19 protein-coding genes are annotated in these 21,342 nt (G+C 73.1%); 5 read left to right on the top strand and 14 right to left on the bottom strand.

Going from position 1 to position 21,342, the window contains the following annotated elements; all coding sequences use genetic code 11:
* Nucleotides 1–146: 146 nt before the first annotated feature.
* Nucleotides 147–983, top strand: coding sequence for an MBL fold metallo-hydrolase (locus DAI17_RS07780; protein WP_234412413.1), 837 nt, complete (start codon nucleotides 147–149; stop codon nucleotides 981–983).
* 13 nt (nucleotides 984–996) lie between these two features.
* Here DAI17_RS07780 and DAI17_RS07775 read toward each other — a convergent pair whose 3' ends face one another.
* Nucleotides 997–2,022 (bottom strand): NADP-dependent oxidoreductase, encoded by a 1,026-nt coding sequence (locus DAI17_RS07775; protein WP_199904993.1) that lies wholly within the window; start codon nucleotides 2,020–2,022, stop codon nucleotides 997–999.
* 68 nt (nucleotides 2,023–2,090) lie between these two features.
* On the opposite strand from DAI17_RS07775, the gene DAI17_RS07770 reads away from it, so the two are divergent.
* A complete protein-coding gene (locus tag DAI17_RS07770) occupies nucleotides 2,091–2,558 on the top strand; it encodes a PPOX class F420-dependent oxidoreductase (protein WP_107772297.1) in 468 nt (155 codons plus the stop codon).
* 105 nt (nucleotides 2,559–2,663) lie between these two features.
* Nucleotides 2,664–3,122: an SRPBCC family protein gene (locus tag DAI17_RS07765; protein ID WP_107772296.1), complete on the top strand. Its 459-nt coding sequence runs from the start codon at nucleotides 2,664–2,666 to the stop codon at nucleotides 3,120–3,122.
* 7 nt (nucleotides 3,123–3,129) lie between these two features.
* Here DAI17_RS07765 and DAI17_RS07760 read toward each other — a convergent pair whose 3' ends face one another.
* The 9 genes from DAI17_RS07760 to DAI17_RS07720 form a co-directional block, all read right to left on the bottom strand.
* Nucleotides 3,130–3,786 carry a hypothetical protein gene (locus tag DAI17_RS07760; RefSeq protein WP_159081413.1) on the bottom strand — a complete coding sequence of 219 codons (657 nt, stop codon included), beginning with the start codon at nucleotides 3,784–3,786 and terminating at the stop codon, nucleotides 3,130–3,132.
* Between the two features lie 321 nt (nucleotides 3,787–4,107).
* Nucleotides 4,108–6,198 carry a phosphate acetyltransferase gene (gene pta / locus DAI17_RS07755; RefSeq protein WP_107772294.1) on the bottom strand — a complete coding sequence of 697 codons (2,091 nt, stop codon included), beginning with the start codon at nucleotides 6,196–6,198 and terminating at the stop codon, nucleotides 4,108–4,110.
* Entirely contained in the window at nucleotides 6,195–7,391 is a 1,197-nt protein-coding gene (locus tag DAI17_RS07750; protein ID WP_107772293.1) for an acetate/propionate family kinase, read from the bottom strand. Before DAI17_RS07750 ends, pta begins: the two co-directional genes overlap by 4 nt.
* Nucleotides 7,392–7,443: 52 nt before the next feature.
* A complete protein-coding gene (locus DAI17_RS07745; protein ID WP_159081412.1) occupies nucleotides 7,444–7,641 on the bottom strand; it encodes a hypothetical protein in 198 nt (65 codons plus the stop codon).
* A 14-nt stretch (nucleotides 7,642–7,655) separates the two neighbouring features.
* Nucleotides 7,656–8,573 (bottom strand): HAD family hydrolase, encoded by a 918-nt coding sequence (locus DAI17_RS07740; protein WP_107772291.1) that lies wholly within the window; start codon nucleotides 8,571–8,573, stop codon nucleotides 7,656–7,658.
* A gap of 4 nt (nucleotides 8,574–8,577) precedes the next feature.
* Entirely contained in the window at nucleotides 8,578–9,546 is a 969-nt protein-coding gene (locus DAI17_RS07735; RefSeq protein ID WP_267894715.1) for a formylglycine-generating enzyme family protein, read from the bottom strand.
* Nucleotides 9,524–11,023, bottom strand: a complete 1,500-nt coding sequence (locus DAI17_RS07730) for an arylsulfatase (protein ID WP_107772563.1) — start codon at nucleotides 11,021–11,023, stop codon at nucleotides 9,524–9,526. The genes DAI17_RS07735 and DAI17_RS07730 overlap by 23 nt, the downstream gene beginning before the upstream one ends.
* Before the next feature lie 55 nt (nucleotides 11,024–11,078).
* Nucleotides 11,079–13,550: a phosphoketolase family protein gene (locus DAI17_RS07725; RefSeq protein WP_325049853.1), complete on the bottom strand. Its 2,472-nt coding sequence runs from the start codon at nucleotides 13,548–13,550 to the stop codon at nucleotides 11,079–11,081.
* Nucleotides 13,551–13,609: 59 nt separating this feature from the next.
* A complete protein-coding gene (locus DAI17_RS07720) occupies nucleotides 13,610–14,065 on the bottom strand; it encodes a DUF4383 domain-containing protein (protein ID WP_107772290.1) in 456 nt (151 codons plus the stop codon).
* A gap of 139 nt (nucleotides 14,066–14,204) precedes the next feature.
* On the opposite strand from DAI17_RS07720, the gene DAI17_RS07715 reads away from it, so the two are divergent.
* Together DAI17_RS07715 and DAI17_RS07710 are read left to right on the top strand one after the other, a co-directional pair.
* Nucleotides 14,205–15,542 (top strand): spore photoproduct lyase family protein, encoded by a 1,338-nt coding sequence (locus DAI17_RS07715; protein WP_199904992.1) that lies wholly within the window; start codon nucleotides 14,205–14,207, stop codon nucleotides 15,540–15,542.
* A complete protein-coding gene (locus DAI17_RS07710; protein WP_199904991.1) occupies nucleotides 15,508–16,023 on the top strand; it encodes a hypothetical protein in 516 nt (171 codons plus the stop codon). Before DAI17_RS07715 ends, DAI17_RS07710 begins: the two co-directional genes overlap by 35 nt.
* A 166-nt stretch (nucleotides 16,024–16,189) precedes the next feature.
* Here the strand turns inward: DAI17_RS07710 and DAI17_RS07705 are convergent, their stop codons facing one another.
* The 4 genes from DAI17_RS07705 to DAI17_RS07690 form a co-directional block, all read right to left on the bottom strand.
* Nucleotides 16,190–17,410: an iron-containing alcohol dehydrogenase gene (locus DAI17_RS07705; RefSeq protein ID WP_107772561.1), complete on the bottom strand. Its 1,221-nt coding sequence runs from the start codon at nucleotides 17,408–17,410 to the stop codon at nucleotides 16,190–16,192.
* Nucleotides 17,410–18,447, bottom strand: a complete 1,038-nt coding sequence (locus tag DAI17_RS07700) for an Ldh family oxidoreductase (protein ID WP_107772288.1) — start codon at nucleotides 18,445–18,447, stop codon at nucleotides 17,410–17,412. The genes DAI17_RS07705 and DAI17_RS07700 overlap by 1 nt, the downstream gene beginning before the upstream one ends.
* A complete protein-coding gene (locus tag DAI17_RS07695; RefSeq protein ID WP_107772287.1) occupies nucleotides 18,444–19,904 on the bottom strand; it encodes an NAD-dependent succinate-semialdehyde dehydrogenase in 1,461 nt (486 codons plus the stop codon). Before DAI17_RS07695 ends, DAI17_RS07700 begins: the two co-directional genes overlap by 4 nt.
* Before the next feature lie 72 nt (nucleotides 19,905–19,976).
* Nucleotides 19,977–21,341, bottom strand: a complete 1,365-nt coding sequence (locus DAI17_RS07690; protein ID WP_234412355.1) for an FAD-binding oxidoreductase — start codon at nucleotides 21,339–21,341, stop codon at nucleotides 19,977–19,979.
* Between the last annotated feature and the right edge of the window lies 1 nt (nucleotide 21,342).

The following is a 21,342-nucleotide window of genomic DNA, read 5'->3' as shown; positions in this document are numbered from 1 at the left end:
GGCTCGATCGAGCGGCTGAGTGGGCTCCATGCTACCTCCGTCACGGAGGAAACCGTGCACCGGCGAGTCCCGGGCGGGCCGCGCACCGGTCCAGTCAGGTCCAGTCAGCTCGGGTCGCCTCTGGCGTCAGGCGGCCCGTGACCTCGATGCTGTGCCTCGTGAAGGTCCACCACCTCAACTGCGGCACCATGCGCCCGGCCCTGACCCCGGAGCTGGTGTGCCACGTCCTGCTCGTCGAGGCGCCGACCGGCCTGGTGCTGGTCGACTCCGGTTTCGGCCTCGAGGACGTCCGCGACCCCGCCCGCCGCCTCGGAGCGACCCGGCGCCTCGTGCGGCCGGTCCTGGACCCCGACGAGACCGCGGTCCGGCAGGTCGAGGCCCTGGGGTTCTCGCCCCGCGACGTCACCGCCGTCGTGCTCACCCACTTCGACTCCGACCACGTGGGCGGTCTCGCCGACTTCCCGGGCGCCGTCGTGCACGCGACCTCCAACGAGCTGGGCGCCGCCCTCGCCCCGCGGACCCGCGTCGAGCGGCACCGCTACCGCCCCGCGCAGCGCGCCCACGCGCCGACGCTCGTCGAGCACTCCCCCGCCGCCGGCGACGGCTGGTGGGGCTTCACCGCGGTCGAGCTCGAAGACATCGCGCCGGGCATCGTGTTCATCGCCCTGCCCGGGCACACGCGCGGCCACGCGGCCGTCGCGGTCGACGCGGGCGACCACTGGGTCTTCCACGCCGGCGACGCCTTCTACCACCACGGGCAGCTCGACGGGTCAGGCTCCGCGCCGGCCACCCTGCGGTCCATGGAGCGCGCGGTGGCCCACGACCGGGACATGGTCGCGGCCAACCACCGGCGGCTCGCCGGGATGTACGACGCTCGCGAGCCCGGGGTGCTCCTGGTCAACTCCCACGACCCGCTCCTGCTCGAGCAGGCGCAGCGGGCCGGCGGCGGCCGGCACGCCCGGCGTCCCGACGAGGCCCACTGAGCCGGCTCGGCGCTCAGGCGTCCGACGCCACCTTGACGAGCAGCTTGCCGACGTTGCGCCCGGCGAGCAGCCCGCGGAACGCCTCCGGCGCCGCCTCGAGTCCCTCGACCACGTCCTCGCGGTGGCGCACCGACCCGTCGGCCACCCAGGCGCCCATGTCGCGCAGGAACGCGTCGTGGTGGGTCGCCACGAACTCGTCCTGGATGAAGCCGCGCACCGTCAGGCTCAGCGACAGCACCTTGCCCATGAAGCCGGGCAGCTGGTCGGGCCCCTCGGGGGCGCTGGTCGCGTTGTAGTTCGCCACGAGCCCGCAGACCGGGATGCGCGCGAAGCGGTTGAGGCGCCGCGTCACCGCCGCCGCGACCGCACCGCCGACGTTCTCGAAGTAGACGTCGATGCCGTCGGGGGTCGCCGCCGCGAGGTCCTCGACGAAGGTCGTCGACCGGTGGTCGACGGCCGCGTCGAAGCCGTAGTCCTCCCGCAGGATGCGGCACTTCTCCGGGCCGCCCGCGATACCGACGGCACGCGCGCCCTTGATCCTGGCGATCTGCCCGACCGCGGAGCCGACGGGTCCCGCGGCGGCGGCGACGACCACCGTCTCCCCCGGCTGCGGACGACCGAGCTCGAGGAGGCCGGCGTACGCCGTGAAGCCGGGCATGCCGAGCACGCCCAACGCCGTGCTGACCGGGGCGACCGCGGGGTCGAGCCGGCGGGTGTGCCGCGCGTCCACGACAGCGTGGGTCTGCCAACCGGCGAACGCGAGCACGACGTCGCCGGGCTTGCGGGACTCCGCGCGCGACTCCACGACCTCGCACACCGTGCCGCCGAGCATGACGTCACCGATCTCCAGCGGGGCGGCGTACGACTTGGCCGTGCTCATCCGGCCACGCATGTAGGGGTCGAGCGAGAGGTAGAGGGTGCGGAGGAGAACCTGGCCCTCGGCGAGGTCCGGCAGCTCCTCGGTGGTCACCTCGAAGTCGCTGTCGAGGGGCTCTCCGACGGGTCGGGCGGCAAGGCGGATCTGGGTCGACGTGGTCATGCACCCATTCAAGGTCATGCCCCGCGTGCCACGATCGGGGGGCTGCGCCACCGACCCGAGGAGGACCCATGGCCCCGAAGATCGCGACCAACACCCGCGTCGAGCGCGACGGGCTCCTGGACTTCGTCCGGCCGCGGCACCGCATGGTGCTCATCACCCGGCGCCGCGACGGCAGCCCCCAGGCCTCGCCGGTGACCGGCGGGGTCGACGACTCCGGACGCATCGTCATCGCGACGTACCCCCAGCGCGCCAAGACCCGCAACGCCCGCCGCGAGCCGGAGGTCAGTGTCCTGGTGGTCTCCGACGAGTGGGACGACCCGTGGGTGCAGGTCGACGGGACGGCCGAGGTCGTCGACGCGGCCGACGACGTCGAGCCGTTCGTGGAGTACTTCCGCAACATCGCCGGCGAGCACTCGGACTGGGACGAGTACCGCGAGGCGATGCGCGACCAGGGCAAGTCGCTCATCCGGGTCACCCCCACCGGCTGGGGCCCGGTCGCGACCGGCGGCTTCCCGCCGGAGGTCGAGCGCGACTGAGACCGTCGTCCCGCGCCCGCCGACCTTGGACCCTGTCGTCGGCCGGCCCTCCGCTGGGATCGTCGGGGCAGGAGCCCGACCGGGCTCCGGGACGGGGAGGGCACGATGACGCGCATCGCCGGAGAGGTGGTGATCGAGGCGCCGGTCGAAGAGGTCTTCGACCTGGTCGCCGACGAGCGCAACGAGCCGGTCTACAACCCGCGGATCGTCCGCGCGGAGAAGGTCGGCGACAAGCCCGTGGGTCCGGGCGCGAGGTACGCCGTGGAGCCCCGAGGCACCGGACGGCGTGGCGAGATGACGGTCGAGACCGTGGAGTACGACCGACCGCGCCGACTCCGCAACGTGGTGGTCTCGTCCTACCTCATGGTCGACGGGGTGCTCGCCTTCACCCCGGTCGGGGACCACACGCGGCTGCGGTGGGACTGGGACATGCGCCTGGTCGGACCGGTGCGGCTGTTCTCGCCGCTGCTCGCCCTGGTCGGTCCACGCTGGGAGCGCCGCAACTGGGTCGGCCTCAAGGAGCACGTCGAGTCCCGTCGGACGCCACCCGGCGCGACGGGTTGAAGACGGGCTAGCGCGAGGTGCGCGACAGCTCCGCCTGCTGGAGCCAGCGTGGCGGGACCGGGTCGAGGAGGCGGCCCGAGCGCCACGACCGCTGCACGACCACGGCGGCGACGAGGGCACCGAGCGTCCCCAGGGTCAGGTCGCCCAGCGTGTCGGCGTAGGCGAACTCCCGCTCCGTCGAGCGGCTCAGGAACGCGAAGTACTCACCCAGCTCCCAGGCGATGGCCGCCGTGGCCCCGAAGGCCAGGCAGCGCTCGAGCACCCGCGGCAGGGTGCTGTCGCGGGGCAACGTGAGGAGGATGAACGCCGCGGCCAGCAGGCCGGTGTTCATGAAGTGCATCCAGTCGTCGAACCAGACCACCGTGTCGTAGAGGTCCATCCGGTTGCCGAGGACGTCGGTGAAGCAGGTGATGGTGACCAGCAGGTCGGGGATCCACGGGAACGCCATGCGCTCACGCCACCACGTCCACCAGATGAAGGGCACCGCGAAGGACGCCAGCGGGTAGCCCACCGCGCGCACCCCGGCGGCCTTGTCGCGCATGTGGCCCAGGTCCGGGTAGAGGAGCGCGAGCACGAGCAGCAGGACCAGTCCCGCCTTGGCGGTCACGTTGACCGTCTTGGCGATCCCCGGCGTGGCCGCGGGCGCCAGCACCACCTCGGTCAACCCGCACACCCCACGCTCGCCTGTGCCCCCGGCGGGCGCATCGACCCTCATCGTCTCACCCCCGTGGTGGGGACGACGAACCGACGGCGCGCCGCCGCGCGCAGGAGTGACGCGAGGCACGTCCCGTCGCTCGCGCACCTGCGCAGGAATGGCGCCCGGTATGTGCCGTCGGTGGCGCACCTGCGCAGGAATGGTGCCCGGCACGTGCTGTCGGTTGCGCAGGTGCGCGACCGACGACCAGACCTGCTGCCCTATACCTGCGCACGTGCGCAGGGTGTCGGGACCATCAGGTCATCGGTGCTTCCCGGCGGGTGGATCGGCTCAGGGCGTCGTGGGCGTCGTGGGCGTCGTCTGGATGGCCGTGATCGCGATCGTGTAGACGATGTCCTCGACCAGCGCGCCCCGCGACAGGTCGTTGACCGGCTTGGCCAGGCCCTGCAGCATCGGCCCGATCGAGATCACGTCGGCGCTGCGCTGCACGGCCTTGTACGTCGTGTTGCCGGTGTTGAGGTCGGGGAAGACGAAGACGGTGGCGCGCCCCGCGACGGGGCTGCCCGGGGCCTTGCTGTGGGCGACCGACGCGATGGCGGCGGCGTCGTACTGGAGCGGACCGTCGACGAGCAGGTCGGGCGCGCGCTCGCGCACCAGCCGGGTCGCCTCGGTCACCTTGACGACGTCGGCCCCCGATCCCGACGTCCCGGTGCTGAAGCTGATCATCGCCACCCGCGGCTCGATCCCGAAGCGACGGGCGGAGGCGGCGCTCTGGAGGGCGATGTCGGCGAGCTGGTGGGCGTCGGGGTCGGGGTTGACGGCGCAGTCGCCGTAGATCACGACCTCGTCGGGCAGGCACATGAAGAAGACCGAGGAGACCAGCTGGACACCGGGCGCCGGACCCAGCAGCTGGAGCGCCGGGCGCAGAGTGGCGGCCGTGGTGTGCACCGCCCCGGCGACCATGCCGTCGACCTCGTCGAGCCGGAGCATCATCGTGCCGAGCGTGATGGGGTCGTCGAGCTGGTTGCGGGCGATGTCGGGGGTCATGCCCTTGTGGCGGCGCGCCTCCACGAGCGCGTCGACGTACCGCTCGCTCACCGCGGCGGGGTCGACCACCTCGAGCTCGTCGGGCAGGGTGAGCCCCTGCGCCTCGGCCTGGGCGGCCACCTCGTCGGGGGCGCCGAGCAGGACGCACCGGGCGATGCCCATCTCGTGGGCGGTCACGGCCGCCCGCACGGTGCGGGGCTCGGTGCCCTCCGGCAGCACGATGCGGCGGTGCGCCTCGCGGGCCCTGGTCACGAGGCGCCGGCGGAAGGCCGGCGGGCTCAGCCGCGGGACGTGGTCGGGCGTGGGGAGCGTGGCCAGCCAGCCGGGGTCGAGGGCGTCGGCCACGGTCGCCATGACGAGCGCGGCGCGCTCCCCGTCGTCGGTGGGCACCTCGGGGTCCATGTCGTGCACGGTGGTGGCGGTCTCGTAGCTGTTGCGCTCGGTGAGCAGGACGGGCAGGCCGGTGGCGGCGGCGGGACGGCACAGCTCCCAGACCCGGGGGTCGGGCTCCACGCCGAGGGTGAGCAGCAGGCCGGCGAAGCGGGTGCCGTTCATCGCCGCGAGGCACGCGCTGAGGATGATCTCGTCGCGGTCGCCCGGCACGATGAGCAGCAGCCCCTCCCGCAGCAGCGGGAGGATGCCGGGCACTGCCTGGGCGCCGACGATCACCTCCTTGACGCGTCGGTCCTGCTCGCCGGTGTTGAGCGCGCGGACGTCGAGGCCGCGCACCGCGTCGGACACCCGGGGCCAGCCCAGCTCGGGCTGGTAGGGCACCGCGCCGACCAGCGCCAGGTCGCGGCGACCCAGCAGGGCGCGGATCCGGTCGATCCGCTCGGGGGTCGGGTCGGCCACCCGGTTGACCACCGCGCCCACGATGCGCCGGCGCTCGCCGCCCTGGTAGGTGCGGGCGGTGATCTCCATCGTCTCCGCCAGGTGCTCGAGGTCGTCGGGACCGTCGGGGGCGCCGACCAGCAGGACGTCGGCGTCCAGGGCCTTGGCCAGGGCCACGTTGGTGCGCCCGGCGTAGACGAGCCCGGACCCCGGGACGAGGCCCTCCACCACGACGACGTCGTGCTCGGCCACGAGCGGCTCGGCCGCGGCGACCACGTCCTCCAGGAGCGCGTCGAGCTCGTTGCGCGACAGCGCCTGCTCCACGCGGTTGGCCGGGATCGGCTCGGGTGGCTTGAGCCCGGACGTGAGCCGGACCAGCGCGGTCGACCGGTCCTCGTCGGCCCCCCGGGCGCGGGGCTGCGCCAGCGGCTTGTAGAAGCCGACCGACACGCCCTGGCGCTCGAGCGCGTGCACCAGCCCGAGGCAGGTGGCCGTCAGCCCGACCCCGTGGCCGGTCGGTGCGACGAGCAGGGTGCGGGTCATCCGACTGCCTCCGTGGTGCGCGCGGCGAGCCGCACGGTGTCGCGGGCGATGAGCAGCTCCTCGTCGGTGGGTACGACGAGGGCCGTCCGGTCGCCGGGCCGGCTCACCCGACCGTCCGTCCCCCGGCCGTCGACAGCGTTGGCATCGGGGTCCTCCGCCAGCCCGAGCACGCCGAGACGGGACAGGACGCGGCGTCGTACCTCCGCGGAGTGCTCGCCGATGCCGCCGGTGAAGACGACCGCGTCGAGGCCCCCCAGCGCCACGGCCAGCGCGCCCACCGCCTTGGCCGCGCGGTAGCAGAAGACGTCGAGGGCCAGCCGGGCCCCCTCGGAGCCGTCGGCGGCCGCCTCGCAGACGGTCCGCATGTCGTTGCTGACGCCCGAGAGCCCGAGCAGCCCGCTGCGGGTGTTGAGCGCGTCGAGGACACCCCGGACGTCGAGGTCGAGGCGCTCGGCGACGTAGCCGAGCAGTCCCGGGTCGACGTCGCCGCTGCGCGTGCCCATCACGAGCCCCTCGAGCGGGGTCAGGCCCATGGTGGTGTCGACCGAGTCGCCGCCCCGGACCGCCGCCGCGCTGCACCCGTTGCCCAGGTGCAGGGTGACCAGGCGCAGGTCCTCGGCCGGCCGGCCCAGCAGCTCGGCCGCCCGCGCGCTGACGTAGCGGTGGCTGGTGCCGTGGAAGCCGTAGCGCCGCACCTGGTGGTCGTCGTACCACTCCTGCGGGACGGCGTAGCGGTAGGCGACCGGCGGCATCGTCTGGTGGAAGGCGGTGTCGAAGACGGCGACCTGCGCCAGCCCGGGGAGGGCGTCGCGGGCGGCCTCGATGCCCAGCAGGTTGGCAGGCATGTGCAGCGGTGCGAGGTTCACGAGCCCGTGGAGGTCGGCCAGGATCGCGTCGTCGACCGCGACCGACGCGCTGAAGTGGTCGCCCCCGTGCACCACCCGGTGGCCGACGCCGACGAGCCCGTCCCGTTCCTCGTCCCGCAGCGACTCCAGGAGGTGCGTCACCGCTCCGCGCGAGGACGGGTCGTCGGGCGTGCTCGTCCGCTCGTCCTCGCCCCGCCGCAGCCGGACCACCGCCTCGCTGCTGCCGAGGCGCTCCGCCAGCGCGGTGAGCCGGCGCTCGCCGGAGGCGGGGTCGACCAGCGCGAGCTTGACCGACGAGCTCCCACAGTTGAGCACGAGCACAGACACGAGGACAACGTAGCGACGCCACGTGGCGAATGCGACGCCCCGACGTCCCCGGTCACTCGGGGATCGTCACCACGTCGAGGATCGTGAGGCCCATGGAGGCGAGGAAGTTGATGACCCCGTGGAGCTCCGACCGGACGAGGACCTGACCGGTGGGCGTGGTCTGGGACGTGTCACGGCGGGCACACTGCGGACAGGCGCTGAGCAGGTCGTCGGTGACCTCGTCCTCCACGCGGATCATCACCCTGGCCACGGGGCGGCTCGCACTCACGGAGCGAACACGGCGAACACGGCGTCCCAGTCCCGGGCCATGCTGACCGTCGTCCACCCGGCGCGGCGGGCGACGTCGACGATCGGTTCCTGCTCCGTGAACGTCCCGGCACTGCTGGCGTAGGCGAACTCCCTGACGGCGTCGTCGTGGTCGACCAGCAGGGAGAGACGGGGCCCGTCGCCGCCAGCCGCCCACTCCAGCATCTCGCGGTCGCCCACCGAGTTGCCGGCCGCCATCACGGGGCGCCGGCCGAGCTGTGCCTGGATGGCGCCGACCTTCGCGGCTCCCTCGTTGGCCCCGCCGGACAGCGTCGCCGTGCGCCGCAGCCGCGGCCTCCCGTGGTCGTCGCGGTCGTAGTCGTAGGCGAGCATGGTGCCGACCACGCACTCGGGTGGCACGCCGTAGAGGTCGGCGCTGATGGCCCGCACGAACTCGGTGCCGCCGCCGGTGACGATGGTGACGGTGACCTCGCGCTCGCGGAGGGCGTCGAGGAGCTCCAGCATCGGCTGGTAGACCGCCGTGCGGTGGGGCCGGCCCAGCGTGGGGTGCTGTGCACGGGACATGAAGTCCCGGACGCTCGCAGTGAACTCCTCCGGGCTCCAGCCGCGGCAGAGGCCGGTGAGGGCCATCCCGACCCGCTCCAGTCCCATCTCACCGATCGCGGCCGTGTCGCCGGAGAGCACCGCCGCGAGCTCGGGCTGGTCGCCCAGCGTCGGGTCCTCCGCGACGGCCGCGGTGAGCCGGTCGACGAGGAAGTCGAGCTGGACGTAGGTCGGCCGCTCGCACCACAGCGTGCCGTCGTTGTCGAAGCAGGCGACACGCTCGTCCACCGGCCTGTCGGTGACGCCGTCCAGGAAGCCGACCAGCGCGTCGCGGGTCGCACCGGGCCGCCATGAGGGCAGCAGCTCGTCCACCGGCTCAGTCCTCGCCCGGGGGACCGGGACGCCGGACGCACCGGAAGCCGACGTGGCTCATGCCCGTGTCGACCATCTGGGGCCGGCGAGCAGCAGGTCGGTACCGCAGGCAGTAGCTGTCCGCACACAGGTGCGACCCGCCCTTGATGACCTTGCGGCCGGTCCGGAACTGGGGCTGGCGCGGGTCGAGGCTGCCCTCGACGTCACCGCCCCGTGGGTCGACCGGTGCGCAGCAGGCGGACCCGGCGTCGTCGGGATGGCGGCTGGTCCACCAGTCGTCGGTCCACTCCCAGACGTTGCCGGCCATGTCGTGGAGGCCGAAGCCGTTGGCCGGGAAGCTGCCGACCGGCGCGGTGCGGAGGTAGCCGCTCTCCCTCGAGTGCCGCCAGGGGAAGTCGGGACCGTCCCAGGTGTTGGCCATGATCCGACCGCCGGGACGCTTCTCCTCGCCCCACGTGTACGGCGCTCCGTCGAGCCCGCCGCGGGCGGCGTACTCCCACTCCGCCTCGGTCGGCAGGTCGAGTCCGGCCCAGTCGGCGTAGGCGCGCGCGTCGGCGTGGGCCACGTGCACGACGGGGTGGTCCGGGATCCGCTTGACCGAGCTGCCGGGACCGTACGGCGCCTGCCAGCTCGCCCCCGGTGTCCACGTCCACCACTGGCTCAGGTGGCGCAGGTCGACCGGGCCGGACGTCGGTGTGAACACCATCGAGCCGGGCACGAGGTTCTCCGGCGGCGCGTCGGGGAACTCCGCCGGATCCAGCGGCCGCTCGGCGACGGTGACGTAGCCGGTCCGGCGCACGAACCGTGCGAACTCGGCGTTGGTGACCGCCGTGGGGCTGATCGCGAAGGCGCCCACGCGCACCAGGTGGCTGGGCGCCTCCTCGGGGTAGTGGTCGTCGGAACCCATGCGAAACGCCCCGCCGGGCAGGTCGACGAGCTCGCGGCCGCGCTCAGGCGCTCGGGATGCCGGCACGCATCTTCTCCATCACCTTGCCCACCGTGAAGGTGGCCGCCTCCTGCCTCGGTGGGAACTCGACCAGGGACCTGAGCATCCGCGCGACGTAGGCCTGGGAGGGCACGAGCACCCAGGCGTGGTCGAGCAGCCAGTCGTAGTAGGTGTTCGACGTGATGTCGGCCCGCTCGTAGGGGTCGGTGCGCAGGTTGAAGATCTTGGGCACGCGGAGTTCCGTGTACGGCTCGGCCCACACGTTGAGCGTGCCGGTGGCTCGCTGCTCCATGAAGACGACCTTCCAGTTGTCGTAGCGCAGCGCGGTGAGGTCGCCGTCGTCGGAGACGTAGAAGAAGTGCTGGCGCGCGCTCTGGTCGGCGTCCCCCGAGATGTAGGCGAGCTGGTCGTGGCCGTCGAGGTGGACCTTGTACGACGCCCCCGCCAGGTCCGTGCCCTGCTTCAACCGGTCCTTCACGTCCGCGTCGCCCGCCGCCGCCAGCAGCGTCACGAACCAGTCGCCGTGGCTGACGATCCCGTTGCGCACCTCGCCGGCCGGGAAACGGCCGGGCCAGCGGACCATCGCCGGCACCCGGTAGGCGCCCTCCCAGTTGGAGTTCTTCTCGTTGCGGAACGGCGTCATGCCGCCGTCGGGCCAGGTGTTCATGTGCGGCCCGTTGTCGGTGGAGTAGATGACGATCGTGTCATCGGCCAGCCCCTGCCCGTCGAGCCAGTCGAGCACCTTCCCGACGAGCTCGTCGTGGTCGCACATCGTGTCGTGGTACTCCGACTGCCATCGACCGGCCTTGCCCCGGCTGCCGTCCTTGACGTGGGTGCGGAAGTGCATGTGGGTGGTGTTGAGCCACAGGAAGAACGGGGTCTCGGCGTCCTTCGCGTCGCGCATGAAGCGCAGTGCCTCGGGGACGACCTCGTCGTCGATGGTCTTCATCCGCTCCCTCGTGAGCGGACCGGTGTCCTCGATCCGCTGGGTGCCGTCCCCGTTGGCCCACGAGTGGATGACGCCACGCGGTCCGAAGTTCTTGCGGAAGTCGGGGAAGTCCTCCTCCGTCGGGTAGTCGTCGAGCTCGGGCTCCTCCTCGGCGTTGAGGTGGTAGAGGTTGCCGAAGAACTCGTCGAAGCCGTGCATGGTCGGCAGGAACTCGTCGCGGTCGCCGAAGTGGTTCTTGCCGAACTGGCCGGTGGCGTAGCCGAGGTTCTTCAGCGCCGTGGCGATGGTCGGGTCCTCCGCACGCAGCCCGATGTCGGCGCCCGGCATGCCCACCTTGGTGAGACCGGTGCGATAGGGGTTCTGCCCGGTGATGAAGGCCGCTCGGCCGGCCGTGCAGCTCTGCTCGCCGTAGTAGTCGGTGAAGCGCACCCCCTCGTGGGCGATCCGGTCGATGTTGGGCGTCCGGTAGCCCATCAGCCCGTCGCTGTAGCAGCTGAGGTTGCTGATGCCGATGTCGTCGCCCCAGATGACGAGGATGTTGGGAGCGTTGGCCATGCGAGCCTCCTGGCGGTCGTCCCCGGACCGGACGGTCTGCGGGCTGCCAAGCACGCTAGGACGACCCCGGGCCCTCATCCCTCACCTGATGCGGGTGATCGGGCATCACCCAGTCGCGGACCTCGGGCATGTCCTGCAGGTGCTCCACGACGTAGGCCTCGTGCGCCACGAGCCGCTCCTCGCACCACGCCTTGAGGTCGCTGGCCCCCGGCGGCGTGCGCCGGGCGTTGTTGATCGCGTCCATCACCAGGTGGTAGCGCGAGACCCGGTTGCGCACGACCATGTCGAAGGGCGTGGTCGTGGTGCCCTCCTCGATGAAGCCGCGCACCCGGAACCGGTCGGCGTCCGGGCGACCGTGGACGAGCTGGTGGATGGCCCCCGGGTAGCCGTGGAAGGCGAAGACCACGTCGACGTGGTCGGTGAACAGCTCGTTGAAGAGCGTCTCCCCCATCCCGTGCGGGTGGTCGCGGCCGCGCGTCAGCGCCATCAGGTCCACGACGTTGACCACGCGGGTGCGGAAGTGGGGCAGGTGCTCGCGCAGGATCCGGGCGGCGGCGACGGTCTCCATGGTGACCACGTCACCGGCGCACGCGAGCACGATGTCGGGGTCGGCGGTGCCGTCGTCCGTGCCGGCCCACTCCCACACCCCCGAGCCGCGCGCGCAGTGCTCGTCGGCCTCGGCGGCGGTGAGGTACTGCAGCTGGGGCTGCTTGTCGATGACGATGAGGTTGACGTACGACGTGGACCGCAGGCAGTGGTCGGCCACCGACAGCAGGCAGTTGGCGTCCGGGGGGAGGTAGACCCGGCCGATGGTGCCGCGGGTGTTGATGACGTTCTGGATGAGACCGGGGCCCTGGTGGCTGAAGCCGTTGTGGTCGTTGCGCCAGGCGGTGGAGGTGAGCAGGACGTTGAGGCTGGGCACCCGCGCACGCCAGGGCAGGTGCTCGGCCTCCTGCAGCCACTTGGCGTGCTGGATGGTCTGCGACGCGCTCACCATCGCGAACGCCTCGTAGGTCGCGAACATGCCGTGCCGGCCCGTCAGCGTGTAGCCCTCGAGCCAGCCGTGGCAGTTGTGCTCGGAGAGCACCTCCATGACGCGGCCGTCGCGCGAGAGGTGCTCGTCGGTGTCGAGCACCCGCTCGGCGAACCCGCGGTCGGAGACCTCGAGGACCGCGCCGAGCCGGTTGCTGGTGGTCTCGTCGGGGCAGAAGAGCCGGAAGCGGTCGGGGTTGGCGGCGTACACGTCGCGCAGCATCTCCCCGAGCCGCCGCGTGGACTCCTGCCGTACGCCGCCCGGGGACGGCACGTCGACGGCGTACCGGCGGTGGTCGGGCAGCTCCAGCGGACGCGTCAGCACCCCGCCGTTGGCGTGCGGGCTCGCGCTCATCCGCAGCTCGCCGCCGGGGTTGGCGCGCCGGACCACCTCGGTCGGCGAGCCGTCGTCGTCGAAGAGCTCCTCGGGCCGGTAGGACCGCATCCACTCCTCGAGCAGCCGCAGGTGGTCCGGGTCGTCCTTGACGCCGGACAGCGGCACCTGGTGGGACCGGAAGGTGCCCTGCACCTGCACGCCGTCGACGACGTCGGGTCCGGTCCAGCCCTTGGGGGTGCGGAGCACGATGAGCGGCCAGCGGGGACGGGTGCCGTCCCAGTCGCCCGAGCGGGCGGCCTCCTGGATGCCCCGGATCCGCGACCACGCCGTGGCGAGCGTCGCGGCGAAGCGGTGGTGCATGCCGGGCAGGTCGGCGCCCTCGACCTCGAGGACGTCGTACCCGTGCCCCTCGAGCAGCGACCGCACCTCCGCGGGGTCCTTGCGGCCGAGCACCGTGGGCCCGGCGATCTTGGCGCCGTTGAGGTGCAGCACCGGGAGGACGGCACCGTCCCGCGCGGGGTTGAGGAAGGAGACGCCCTTCCACGAGCCCTCGAGCGGGCCCGTCTCGGCCTCGCCGTCGCCCACCACCGCCAGCGCCACCAGGTCGGGGTTGTCCATCACGGCGCCGAAGGCGTGCACCAGGACGTAGCCCAGCTCGCCGCCCTCGTGGATCGAGCCGGGCGTGGTGACCGAGACGTGGCTGGGGATGCCGCCGGGGGCCGAGAACTGCCGGAACAGCCGGCGCATCCCCTCGGCGTCGAGCGTGACGTCCGGGTAGGTCTCGGTGTAGGTCCCCTCGAGGTAGCCCGCGGCCACCAGGGCCGGACCCCCGTGCCCGGGCCCGGCGAGGTAGATCATCTCCTGGCCCGTCTCGCGGACCAGCCACGACGCGTGCGCGTAGACGAACGACAGCCCCGGGCTCGTCCCCCAGTGCCCGAGCAGCCGCGGCTTGACGTGCTCGGCGCGCAGCGGCTCCCGGAGCAGCGGGTTGGCCATCAGGTAGATCTGCCCGACCGTCAGGTAGTTGTTGGCCCGCCACCAGGCGTCCAGCGACGCGAGGTCCGCGCCGTCCGGCTCGGCGAGGCGGGCGGTGGTCTCGTCCAGGGAAGCGTGGTCCGGCACGGGCTCGTCCTCGTCTCGGGTGCGGGAGATCAGCACGGCACGGTCAAACTACCGACCATCAGCCGCCGTCGACCAGAGATCGGCACCGGCGGGGCTCAGCGGTGGTGACCGGTCCCGCGCCCCAGTGCCACGCCCAGGCCGATCATGCCCACGCCGAGCACGAAGTGCAGCCAGTCGTCGGCGGTGTTGAGCGGGACGAAGTTGGCCTGTGACGCCTTGTCGACCAGCAGGCCGTAGAGCCACAGCACGAGGTAGACCGCGCCGCCGCCGATCAGGAACGCCTTCGCCGTGGAGGCGGTCCGAGCCATCGCGAGGCCCGCGGCGCCGAAGAGCAGGTGGACCACGTTGTGCAGCACCGAGACCTGGAAGATGCCCAGCAGCTCTGCGTGCGACTCGTGCCCCGCGGCCTCGAGGCCGTCGTAGTTCGTGGTGATGCCGGGGATGAACCCCAGGATCCCCACCAGCAGGAAGACCATCCCCACCAGGGCGGCGGCAGCCTGGACGGGCGTACGCCGCCCGGTCCGGGTGGTGGTGTGCGTGCGATCCGTCATGGCGTGCTCCTTGTCGGCCGAACCGGTCGGCCCATCGGGTGAGCTCGCTCGGTACCCGCCGCGGGCCGCACGATGAGGCGACCCCACCCGCACGGGCGGGGGCGGAAAGGACCGGAGGACGGCCGGCATTGAGAAGGCCATGCGCCCGCACGAGACAGCCGCCGAGCGGCGTACCCCGCCCGACCTCGCCGACCGGCTCCTCGACGTGCGCCGGATCTTCCACGAGCCGGGCATCGAGCGGTTCGCCCGGGCGCGCGAGGTGCTCGAGCGGTTCCCCGGGGCCGAGCGCATCGAGGTGCTCTCCCACCAGGCGATCCCGGGCCTGCACGGCAACGAGGGCAGCGTGTCGGACTGGGTGCGCAACAAGCGCGAGGTGCTGGTCCTGGGTGAGAAGAAGTCGCTCTCGGCCCGGCGCAACGAGCGCTCCAGCGACTGGATCGCGCCGTCCACCGCGAACGGCTGCGCGATGGCGTGCTCCTACTGCTACGTGCCGCGCCGCAAGGGCTACGCCAACCCGATCACGGTCTTCGCCAACATCGAGAAGATCGTCGGCTACCTCGAGCGGCACGCGGCCCGACAGGGGGTCAAGCCGGCCGCCAACCAGTGCGACCCGGTCGACTGGGTCTACGACATCGGCGAGAACAGCGACTGCTCGGCCGACGCGCTGGTCTCGGACAACGTGCGCGACCTCGTCGACCTCTTCGCGCGCCTGCCCCACGCCAAGGCGAGCTTCGCCACGAAGCTGGTCAACCGGGACCTGCTCGCCTGGGACTCGCGCGGCGGCACCCGCGTGCGGTTCAGCCTGATGCCCGAGGAGGCCTCCCGGCTCGTCGACGTCCGCACCTCCAAGGTGGCCGAGCGGATCGCGGCCATGGACGACTTCGTGGAGGCCGGCTACGAGGTGCACCTCAACCTCAGCCCGGTCATCGTCCACGAGCGCTGGCTCGAGGAGTGGTCCGAGCTGCTCGAGCAGGTGGCCGACGGCACCAGCGCCAGGACCCGCGCCCAGCTGGCCGCCGAGGTCATCTTCCTCACCCACAACGAGGGCCTGCACGAGGTCAACCTCGGCTGGCACCCGCGGCGAGGACCTCCTGTGGCGCCCGGACCTGCAGGAGGCCAAGGTCAGCCAGAGCGGGCAGCTGAACGTCCGCTACCGCACGGGGTGGAAGGGCCGGTGGGTCCGGCAGCTCACCGACCTGGTGGCGGAGAAGCTGCCGGGGTGCCGGGTGCGGTACGCGTTCTGACCCCCACCCGGCGTGACCCAGGTCACCGGATCAGGAGCTACGGTCCCGGGTACCGGTCCCACCGACTCCAGCGGAAGGAACTCGATGAAGCCCCTCAGCACCGTCGCCCACCTCGTCACCCGCCCCCCTCGGGCCGCACGCTCGGCGGCCGGCCTCGCCGCCTCGGCAGCCGCGTCCGGGATCAGGACCACCGGCCAGGTGGTCGGCTGGGCGGCCGGACGGGCGCTGGGTGACCGTCGCGTCGACCAGCCCGCACCGGTGTGGACGGAGGCCACGACGTCCGTCCCGGACGAGGTCGTGCGCCCCGCGGAGACCGTGGACCGCGTGGGGCCGGCGGAGGTCACGCCTCTCCCTGCCCCGGCCGAGCCGGAGGTCCAGCCGTCGACGGAGAAGGCGCCGGCGCGCACCTCGTCCCCGCGGCGGACCCCGGCGAAGCGCACGCCCTCCGCCAAGCTCCCTCCCCGCAAGAAGGCAGCGGCCAAGAAGGCACCGTCGGCCAAGGCCGCGACCGCCGGCCCGGCGCGCGCCGCCGCGAAGAAGTCCGCCACTAAGGCGACGACGAAGACGGCGAGGAAGACGCCGGGAACTACCATCCCGTCCTCCACCGACGGCGCGTCCTCCGAGCCGGAGCCGCTGCTCGACCCCTCCACCGCCAAGGCGGTCGCGAAGGAGTCCGAGGTCCTGCAGCGGGCGGCCGACACCGAGAAGGGCTGAGCCACCCGCCGGCCCGCGACGTCAGTCGGCCCACCGGCGGGACGTCATACGAGGTTCACCCAGTAGGTCGCTCGACGTATGACGTCCCCGCGGACGTCATACGTCGAGCGACCAGTGTGTGCCTGAGCGCATGACGTCCGTCGAGGCGTCGCAGGTGCCGCCCGGGTCACGCCTCCAGGCGGGAGGGGTCGCCGAGCCAGGCCGCGTCGAGGATGGCCGTGAGCGCGGCGACGTCGGTCGCGCCCGGGTGGTTCTGGACGAGCCGGGTGACCCCGGAGGCCATCTCGGCGAAGCGCGCGAGGTCCGCGCGCTCGACGCCGATGTCGGCGAGGTTGCCGGGCAGGCCGATGTCGTCGACGAGCCGTCGCACCCAGGCGAGGAACGCGTCCGCCGCCTCGGTCTCGGAGGCGTCGCTCACGTCCAGCCCGCAGACCGTGGCGAGCGTCGCCAGTCGGTCGCGCACCGGCTCCTTGGCTGCGGTCAACGCGTAGGGCAGCAGCAGCCCGACCCCCAGCCCGTGCGGGGTGTGGGTCGCCGCCCCGATGGGGTACTGCAGCGCGTGCGGCGCGGCGTTGCCCGCGTGCGAGAACGCGATCCCGGCCAGCACGGACCCGTGCGCCATGTCGGCGCGCGCCTGCGTGTCGGTGCCGTCGGTGACCGCCCGGCGCAGGCTGCGCGCGATCCGCTCCGCGGCGAGGAGGGCGTGGTGGTCGGTCACCGGGTTGCGGCCGAGGAAGACCTGCTCGACCACGTCGCGGGGTCCGTGCGGGCGGGGCCGCGTGGTGTAGCTCTCGACGGCGTGGCAGAAGGCGTCGATCCCGGAGTACGCCGTGACGCTCGGGGGGCAGGTGTAGGTCAGCTCGGGGTCGACGACGGCGAAGTCCGGGATGAGGTGCACGCTCGACACCCCCACCTTGAGCTCGCGGTCGGGGTCGGTGAGCACCGAGACCGGGGTGAGCTCGGACCCGGTCCCCGCGGTGGTCGGGACGGCGACGAGGTGCGCGATCGGCCCCGGGACCTTCGACTCCCCGTAGTAGTCGCGTGGCGTGCCACCGTGGCGCCGGATGACGCCGACGATCTTGGCGAGGTCGATGACGGTGCCGCCGCCGACCGCGAGGAGGACGTCGGCGTCCACCCGGGCGGCCGCGTCCACGGCGAGGTCGACGTCGCTGAGGGGGACGTCGGGGGTCGCGTCGGCGAAGACGGCCATCGTCTCCACCGCGTCCTCCACGGCGGCGAGCAGCGCGGCCACCCGCGGCTGGTCCAGGAGCACCCGGTCGGTCAGGACGAGGACGCGCGAGCCGGCCTCGGCCACCAAGCGCGGGACGTTCTGGGCGACCCCCTCCCCCACCATCAGCTGGCGCGGGCCACGGACGGTCTCGAGCATCATCGGTCTCCTTCGGTGAGGTCGTCGGCGATCTCCCGGGCGCGCGCCCAGGTGCCCTGCGCGACGGGTACGCCGCCGGCCAGGTTGGCCGCGCGCGTGGCTCGTGCCCGGTCGCCGGGCACCAGGACCCGGTCGTGCCCGGGGGCGGGGGTCGCGGAACGGAGGACGGCGAGGTACTCCGCCACCTCGGCCCCGCCCGCCCCGAACGCGGTCGGGTCCAGGGCGATGAGCACGTCCCCCTTGGTAGAGGGGTCGGAAGGGTCCAGGGTGCCGCGCACGTCCTCGCCGAGGGCGGTCCGCGTCAGCGTCGCGACGAGCACCTCGATGACCAGTCCGAGGGCGTAGCCCTTGGGTCCGCCGAAGGGACTGATCGCACCGTCGACCGCGGCGGCGGCGTCGGTGGTCGGGACGCCGGCGGCGTCGACGGCGTCCCCGGGCGCCAGCGGCAGGCCCCGGGCGGCGTGGTCGAGGACCTTGCCGCGCGAGACCTGGCCGGTCGCCATGTCGAGCACCACGGGCTCGCCGCCGGGCACCGGGACCGCGACGGCCACCGGGTTGGTCCCGACCAGGGGTCGCGTCCCTCCCCACGGGTGGACCAGCGCCTCGCTGGTGGTGAGCGCGATGCCCACGACCCCGGCGGCGGCCATCTCCTCGACGTACGGCGCGAGCATCCCGAGGTGGTTGGCGTTGCGGACCGCGGCGACCGCCACCCCCGTCCGGCCGACACGGCCCAGCAGCTCGGCGACCGCGAGCCTGGCGGTCGGGGGGCCGAGCCCGCCGTCGCCGTCGACCGTCAGCACGGAGTCGGTGGTCCAGGTCAGGGTCGGCTCGGCCGTCGCGCGGGCGGCGCCGCTGCGCAGCCGCTGCGCCAGCATGTCGAGGCGCCGCAGGCCGTGGGAGGCGTGGCCCCTCAGGTCGCCCTCCAGCAGCAGGTCCGCCTGGGCCCGCGCAGCGTCCGCCGGCACCCCGAGGCGCGTGAGGACCGCCACGGAGAGGGCGAGGTGGTCCTCGACCGGCACCGCGAGCACGTCGGTCACGGCAGGTCGACCGCCGCGTAGGTGACGTCGAGGTACTCCTGGATGCCCTCGTGCGACCCCTCCTTGCCGATGCCGGACTGCTTCACCCCGCCGAAGGGGGCCGAGGGGTCGGAGATCAGTCCGCGGTTGATCCCCAGCATCCCGGTCTCCAGCAACTCGGTGAACCGGAGCGCCCGCTGGAGGTCACGGGTGAACACGTAGCCCACCAGCCCGTGCTCGGTGTCATTGGCGCGTGCGACCACCTCCTCGTCGGAGGTGAAGGACAGGATCGGTGCCACCGGACCGAAGATCTCCTCCTCGAGCAGCCGGGCGTCCTTGGGCACGTCGACGAGCACGGTCGGCGGGTAGAACCAGCCGGGGCCGTCGGGGCGGCGGCCGCCCACGATCGCCCGGGCGCCGCGGTCGACCGCGTCGGTGACCAGCGTGTCGATCTTGTCGACCGAGGCCTCGTCGATGAGGGCGCCGACCTCGACGCCGTCCTCGAGCCCGTGGCCCATCCTGAGCGCGCCCATCCGCTCCGCGAAGCGCGCCGTGAACTCCTCGCGGACCGGCTCCTCGACGTAGATCCGGTTGGCGGCGATGCAGGACTCGCCGATGTTGCGCATCTTGGCCACCATCGCCCCGTCGACCGCGACGTCCAGGTCGGCGTCCGCGCACACGATCAGGGCGGCGTTGCCGCCGAGCTCCATCGACGTGCGCAGCACGTTGTCGGCCGCCTGGCGCAGCAGCACCCGGCCGACCTCGGTCGAGCCGGTGAACGAGAGCTTGCGGGTACGCCGGTCGGCCAGCAGCGCCGAGACGACCTCACCGGACCGCTCGGTCGTGATGACGTTGACCACGCCCGGGGGCACCCCGACCTCCTCCATGAGCTGCGCGAGGTAGAGCATCGTCAGTGGCGTCTGCCCGGCGGGCTTGGTGATCGTGGTGCACCCCGCCGCCAGCGCCGGCGCGATCTTGCGCGCCCCCATGGCGAGCGGGAAGTTCCAGGGCGTGACGAACACGCACGGCCCGACCGGCTTGGGCACGGTCAGCACCCGGTAGCCCCCCGCGGGCGCCACGTTGTAGCGCCCCTCGACGCGGACCGCCTCCTCGGCGAACCAACGGAAGAACTCCGCCCCGTAGGCGACCTCGGCCCGCGCCTCGGCGAGCGGCTTGCCCATCTCGAGCGTGATCAGCCTGGCGAGGTCGGCGGCCCGCTCGGTCAGGGCGTCGTACGTCGCGGTCAACAGCTCCGAGCGCCTGCGCGGCGGGGTCGCCGCCCAGGCCGCGCGTGCATCGCAGGCCGCGTCGAGGGCTGCCAGTCCGTCCTCGACACCGGCGTCGGGCACCTCGGCGACGACCTCGCCGGTGGCCGGGTCCTCGACCGGGAAGGTCGCACCGCTGCGGGCCTCCCGCCAGGTGTCGCCGATCCGGAGCCGCCGGTGCTCGAGGGGCAGGACGTCCAGGGGGTCACTCATGCCAGTCTCCTGTTCTGGTGCTGGTGCTGTCGTGGGGGCGCGACCGTGCCGGCCGCGCGACGGCGGACCGGATCACACGACCTTGCCGGGGTTGAGGATGCCGAGCGGGTCGAACGCCGCCTTGACGCGCTGCTGGAGCCGGAGGCCGACCTCGCCGAGCTCCTGCTCGAGCCAGGGGCGCTTGAGCGTCCCGACGCCGTGCTCACCGGTGATCGTCCCGCCGAGCTCGATGGCGAGCTGCATGATCTCGCCGAAGGCGTCCGCCGCCCGGGCCGCCGCGGCGTCGTCGCCGCGCTCGAAGACCACGTGCGGGTGCATGTTGACGTCGCCGATGTGCCCGGGGCACAGGATCCGGACGTCGTGCCGTTCAGCGATCCGCGCGATGCCGTCGAGCAGGTCGATGAGGCGCGCCCGGGGCACGGCCACGTCGTCGACGAGGCTGGCACCGACCTTCTCCACGGCGGGGTTGATCATCCGGCGCGCGGCGAGGAGCATCTCGGACTCCTCCCGGTCGCCGGCGACGGCGACCTCGACGGCGCCGAGCTCCTCGCACAGCCTGCCCATGGCCGCGACGTCGTCGGCGGCGAGGGGGCCGCGGTCGGACTGCATCAGGAGCATGGCCTGCGCGGACTCGGACAGGCCCATGTCGCGGTAGGCCTGGATGGCGGCGATGGAGGGGCCGTCGAGGAACTCCAGCAGCGAGGGCCGCACCCCGGACGACATGATCTCCATGGCCGCCTCCAGGGCCGGCGGCACGGCGTCGAAGAGCGCGACCATGGTCAGCGCCTCTTCCGGTGCCGGTCGCAGGGACAGCGTGGCCTGCGTGATCACGCCGAGCGTGCCCTCGGAACCGACGAGCAGCTTGGTCAGCTCGTAGCCCGCCACGCCCTTGGCCGTACGTCGCCCGGTCCGGACCACCTCACCGTCGGCGAGCACGACCTCCAACCCCCGCACGAAGTCGACGGTGACGCCGTACTTCACGCAGCACAGGCCGCCCGCGTTGGTCGCGAGGTTGCCGCCGATCGTCGACTCCTCCCACGACGAGGGGTCGGGCGGGTAGAAGAGCCCGACGTCCAGGGCGGCCCGCGACAGCACGGCGTTGACGACGCCGGGCTCGACGACGGCCACCTGGTCCACGGGGTCGATCTCGACGATGGCGTCCATCCCGGCCAGGGACAGCAACAGGCACCCCTCGACCGCGTTGGCGCCCCCGGACAGTCCCGTGCGGGCGCCCTGCGGCACCACCGGCACCCGGTGGCGGGTCGCCCAGCGCATCACGGCCTGGACCTGCTCGGTGGTGCGCGGCCGCACCAGCGCCAGCGGCGTCCCGGCCGGGCACAGGTCGGCCCGGTCGCGCCGGTGGTTGTCCACCGTGGCCGGGTCGACGACCACCGTGCCGGCGGGCAGCGCCGCCTCGAGCTCGTGGAGCGCGCCCACG

The sequence above is a fragment of the Nocardioides sediminis genome, assembly GCF_003047295.1.
Lineage (GTDB): Bacteria > Actinomycetota > Actinomycetes > Propionibacteriales > Nocardioidaceae > Nocardioides > Nocardioides sediminis.
Note: the sequence above shows the minus strand (reverse complement) of the source record. Positions and strands in the feature narration are given on the sequence as shown.

Bases quoted from the DNA above. Each gene is read 5' to 3' on its own strand.
- DAI17_RS07780 (WP_234412413.1), top strand. From the start codon at position 147: ATGCTGTGCCTCGTGAAGGTCCACCACCTCAACTGCGGCACCATGCGC.
- DAI17_RS07775 (WP_199904993.1), bottom strand. From the start codon at position 2,022: ATGACCACGTCGACCCAGATCCGCCTTGCCGCCCGACCCGTCGGAGAG.
- DAI17_RS07770 (WP_107772297.1), top strand. From the start codon at position 2,091: ATGGCCCCGAAGATCGCGACCAACACCCGCGTCGAGCGCGACGGGCTC.
- DAI17_RS07765 (WP_107772296.1), top strand. From the start codon at position 2,664: ATGACGCGCATCGCCGGAGAGGTGGTGATCGAGGCGCCGGTCGAAGAG.
- pta (WP_107772294.1), bottom strand. From the start codon at position 6,198: ATGACCCGCACCCTGCTCGTCGCACCGACCGGCCACGGGGTCGGGCTG.
- DAI17_RS07730 (WP_107772563.1), bottom strand. From the start codon at position 11,023: ATGGCCAACGCTCCCAACATCCTCGTCATCTGGGGCGACGACATCGGC.
- DAI17_RS07720 (WP_107772290.1), bottom strand. From the start codon at position 14,065: ATGACGGATCGCACGCACACCACCACCCGGACCGGGCGGCGTACGCCC.
- DAI17_RS07715 (WP_199904992.1), top strand. From the start codon at position 14,205: ATGCGCCCGCACGAGACAGCCGCCGAGCGGCGTACCCCGCCCGACCTC.
- DAI17_RS07705 (WP_107772561.1), bottom strand. From the start codon at position 17,410: ATGCTCGAGACCGTCCGTGGCCCGCGCCAGCTGATGGTGGGGGAGGGG.
- DAI17_RS07695 (WP_107772287.1), bottom strand. From the start codon at position 19,904: ATGAGTGACCCCCTGGACGTCCTGCCCCTCGAGCACCGGCGGCTCCGG.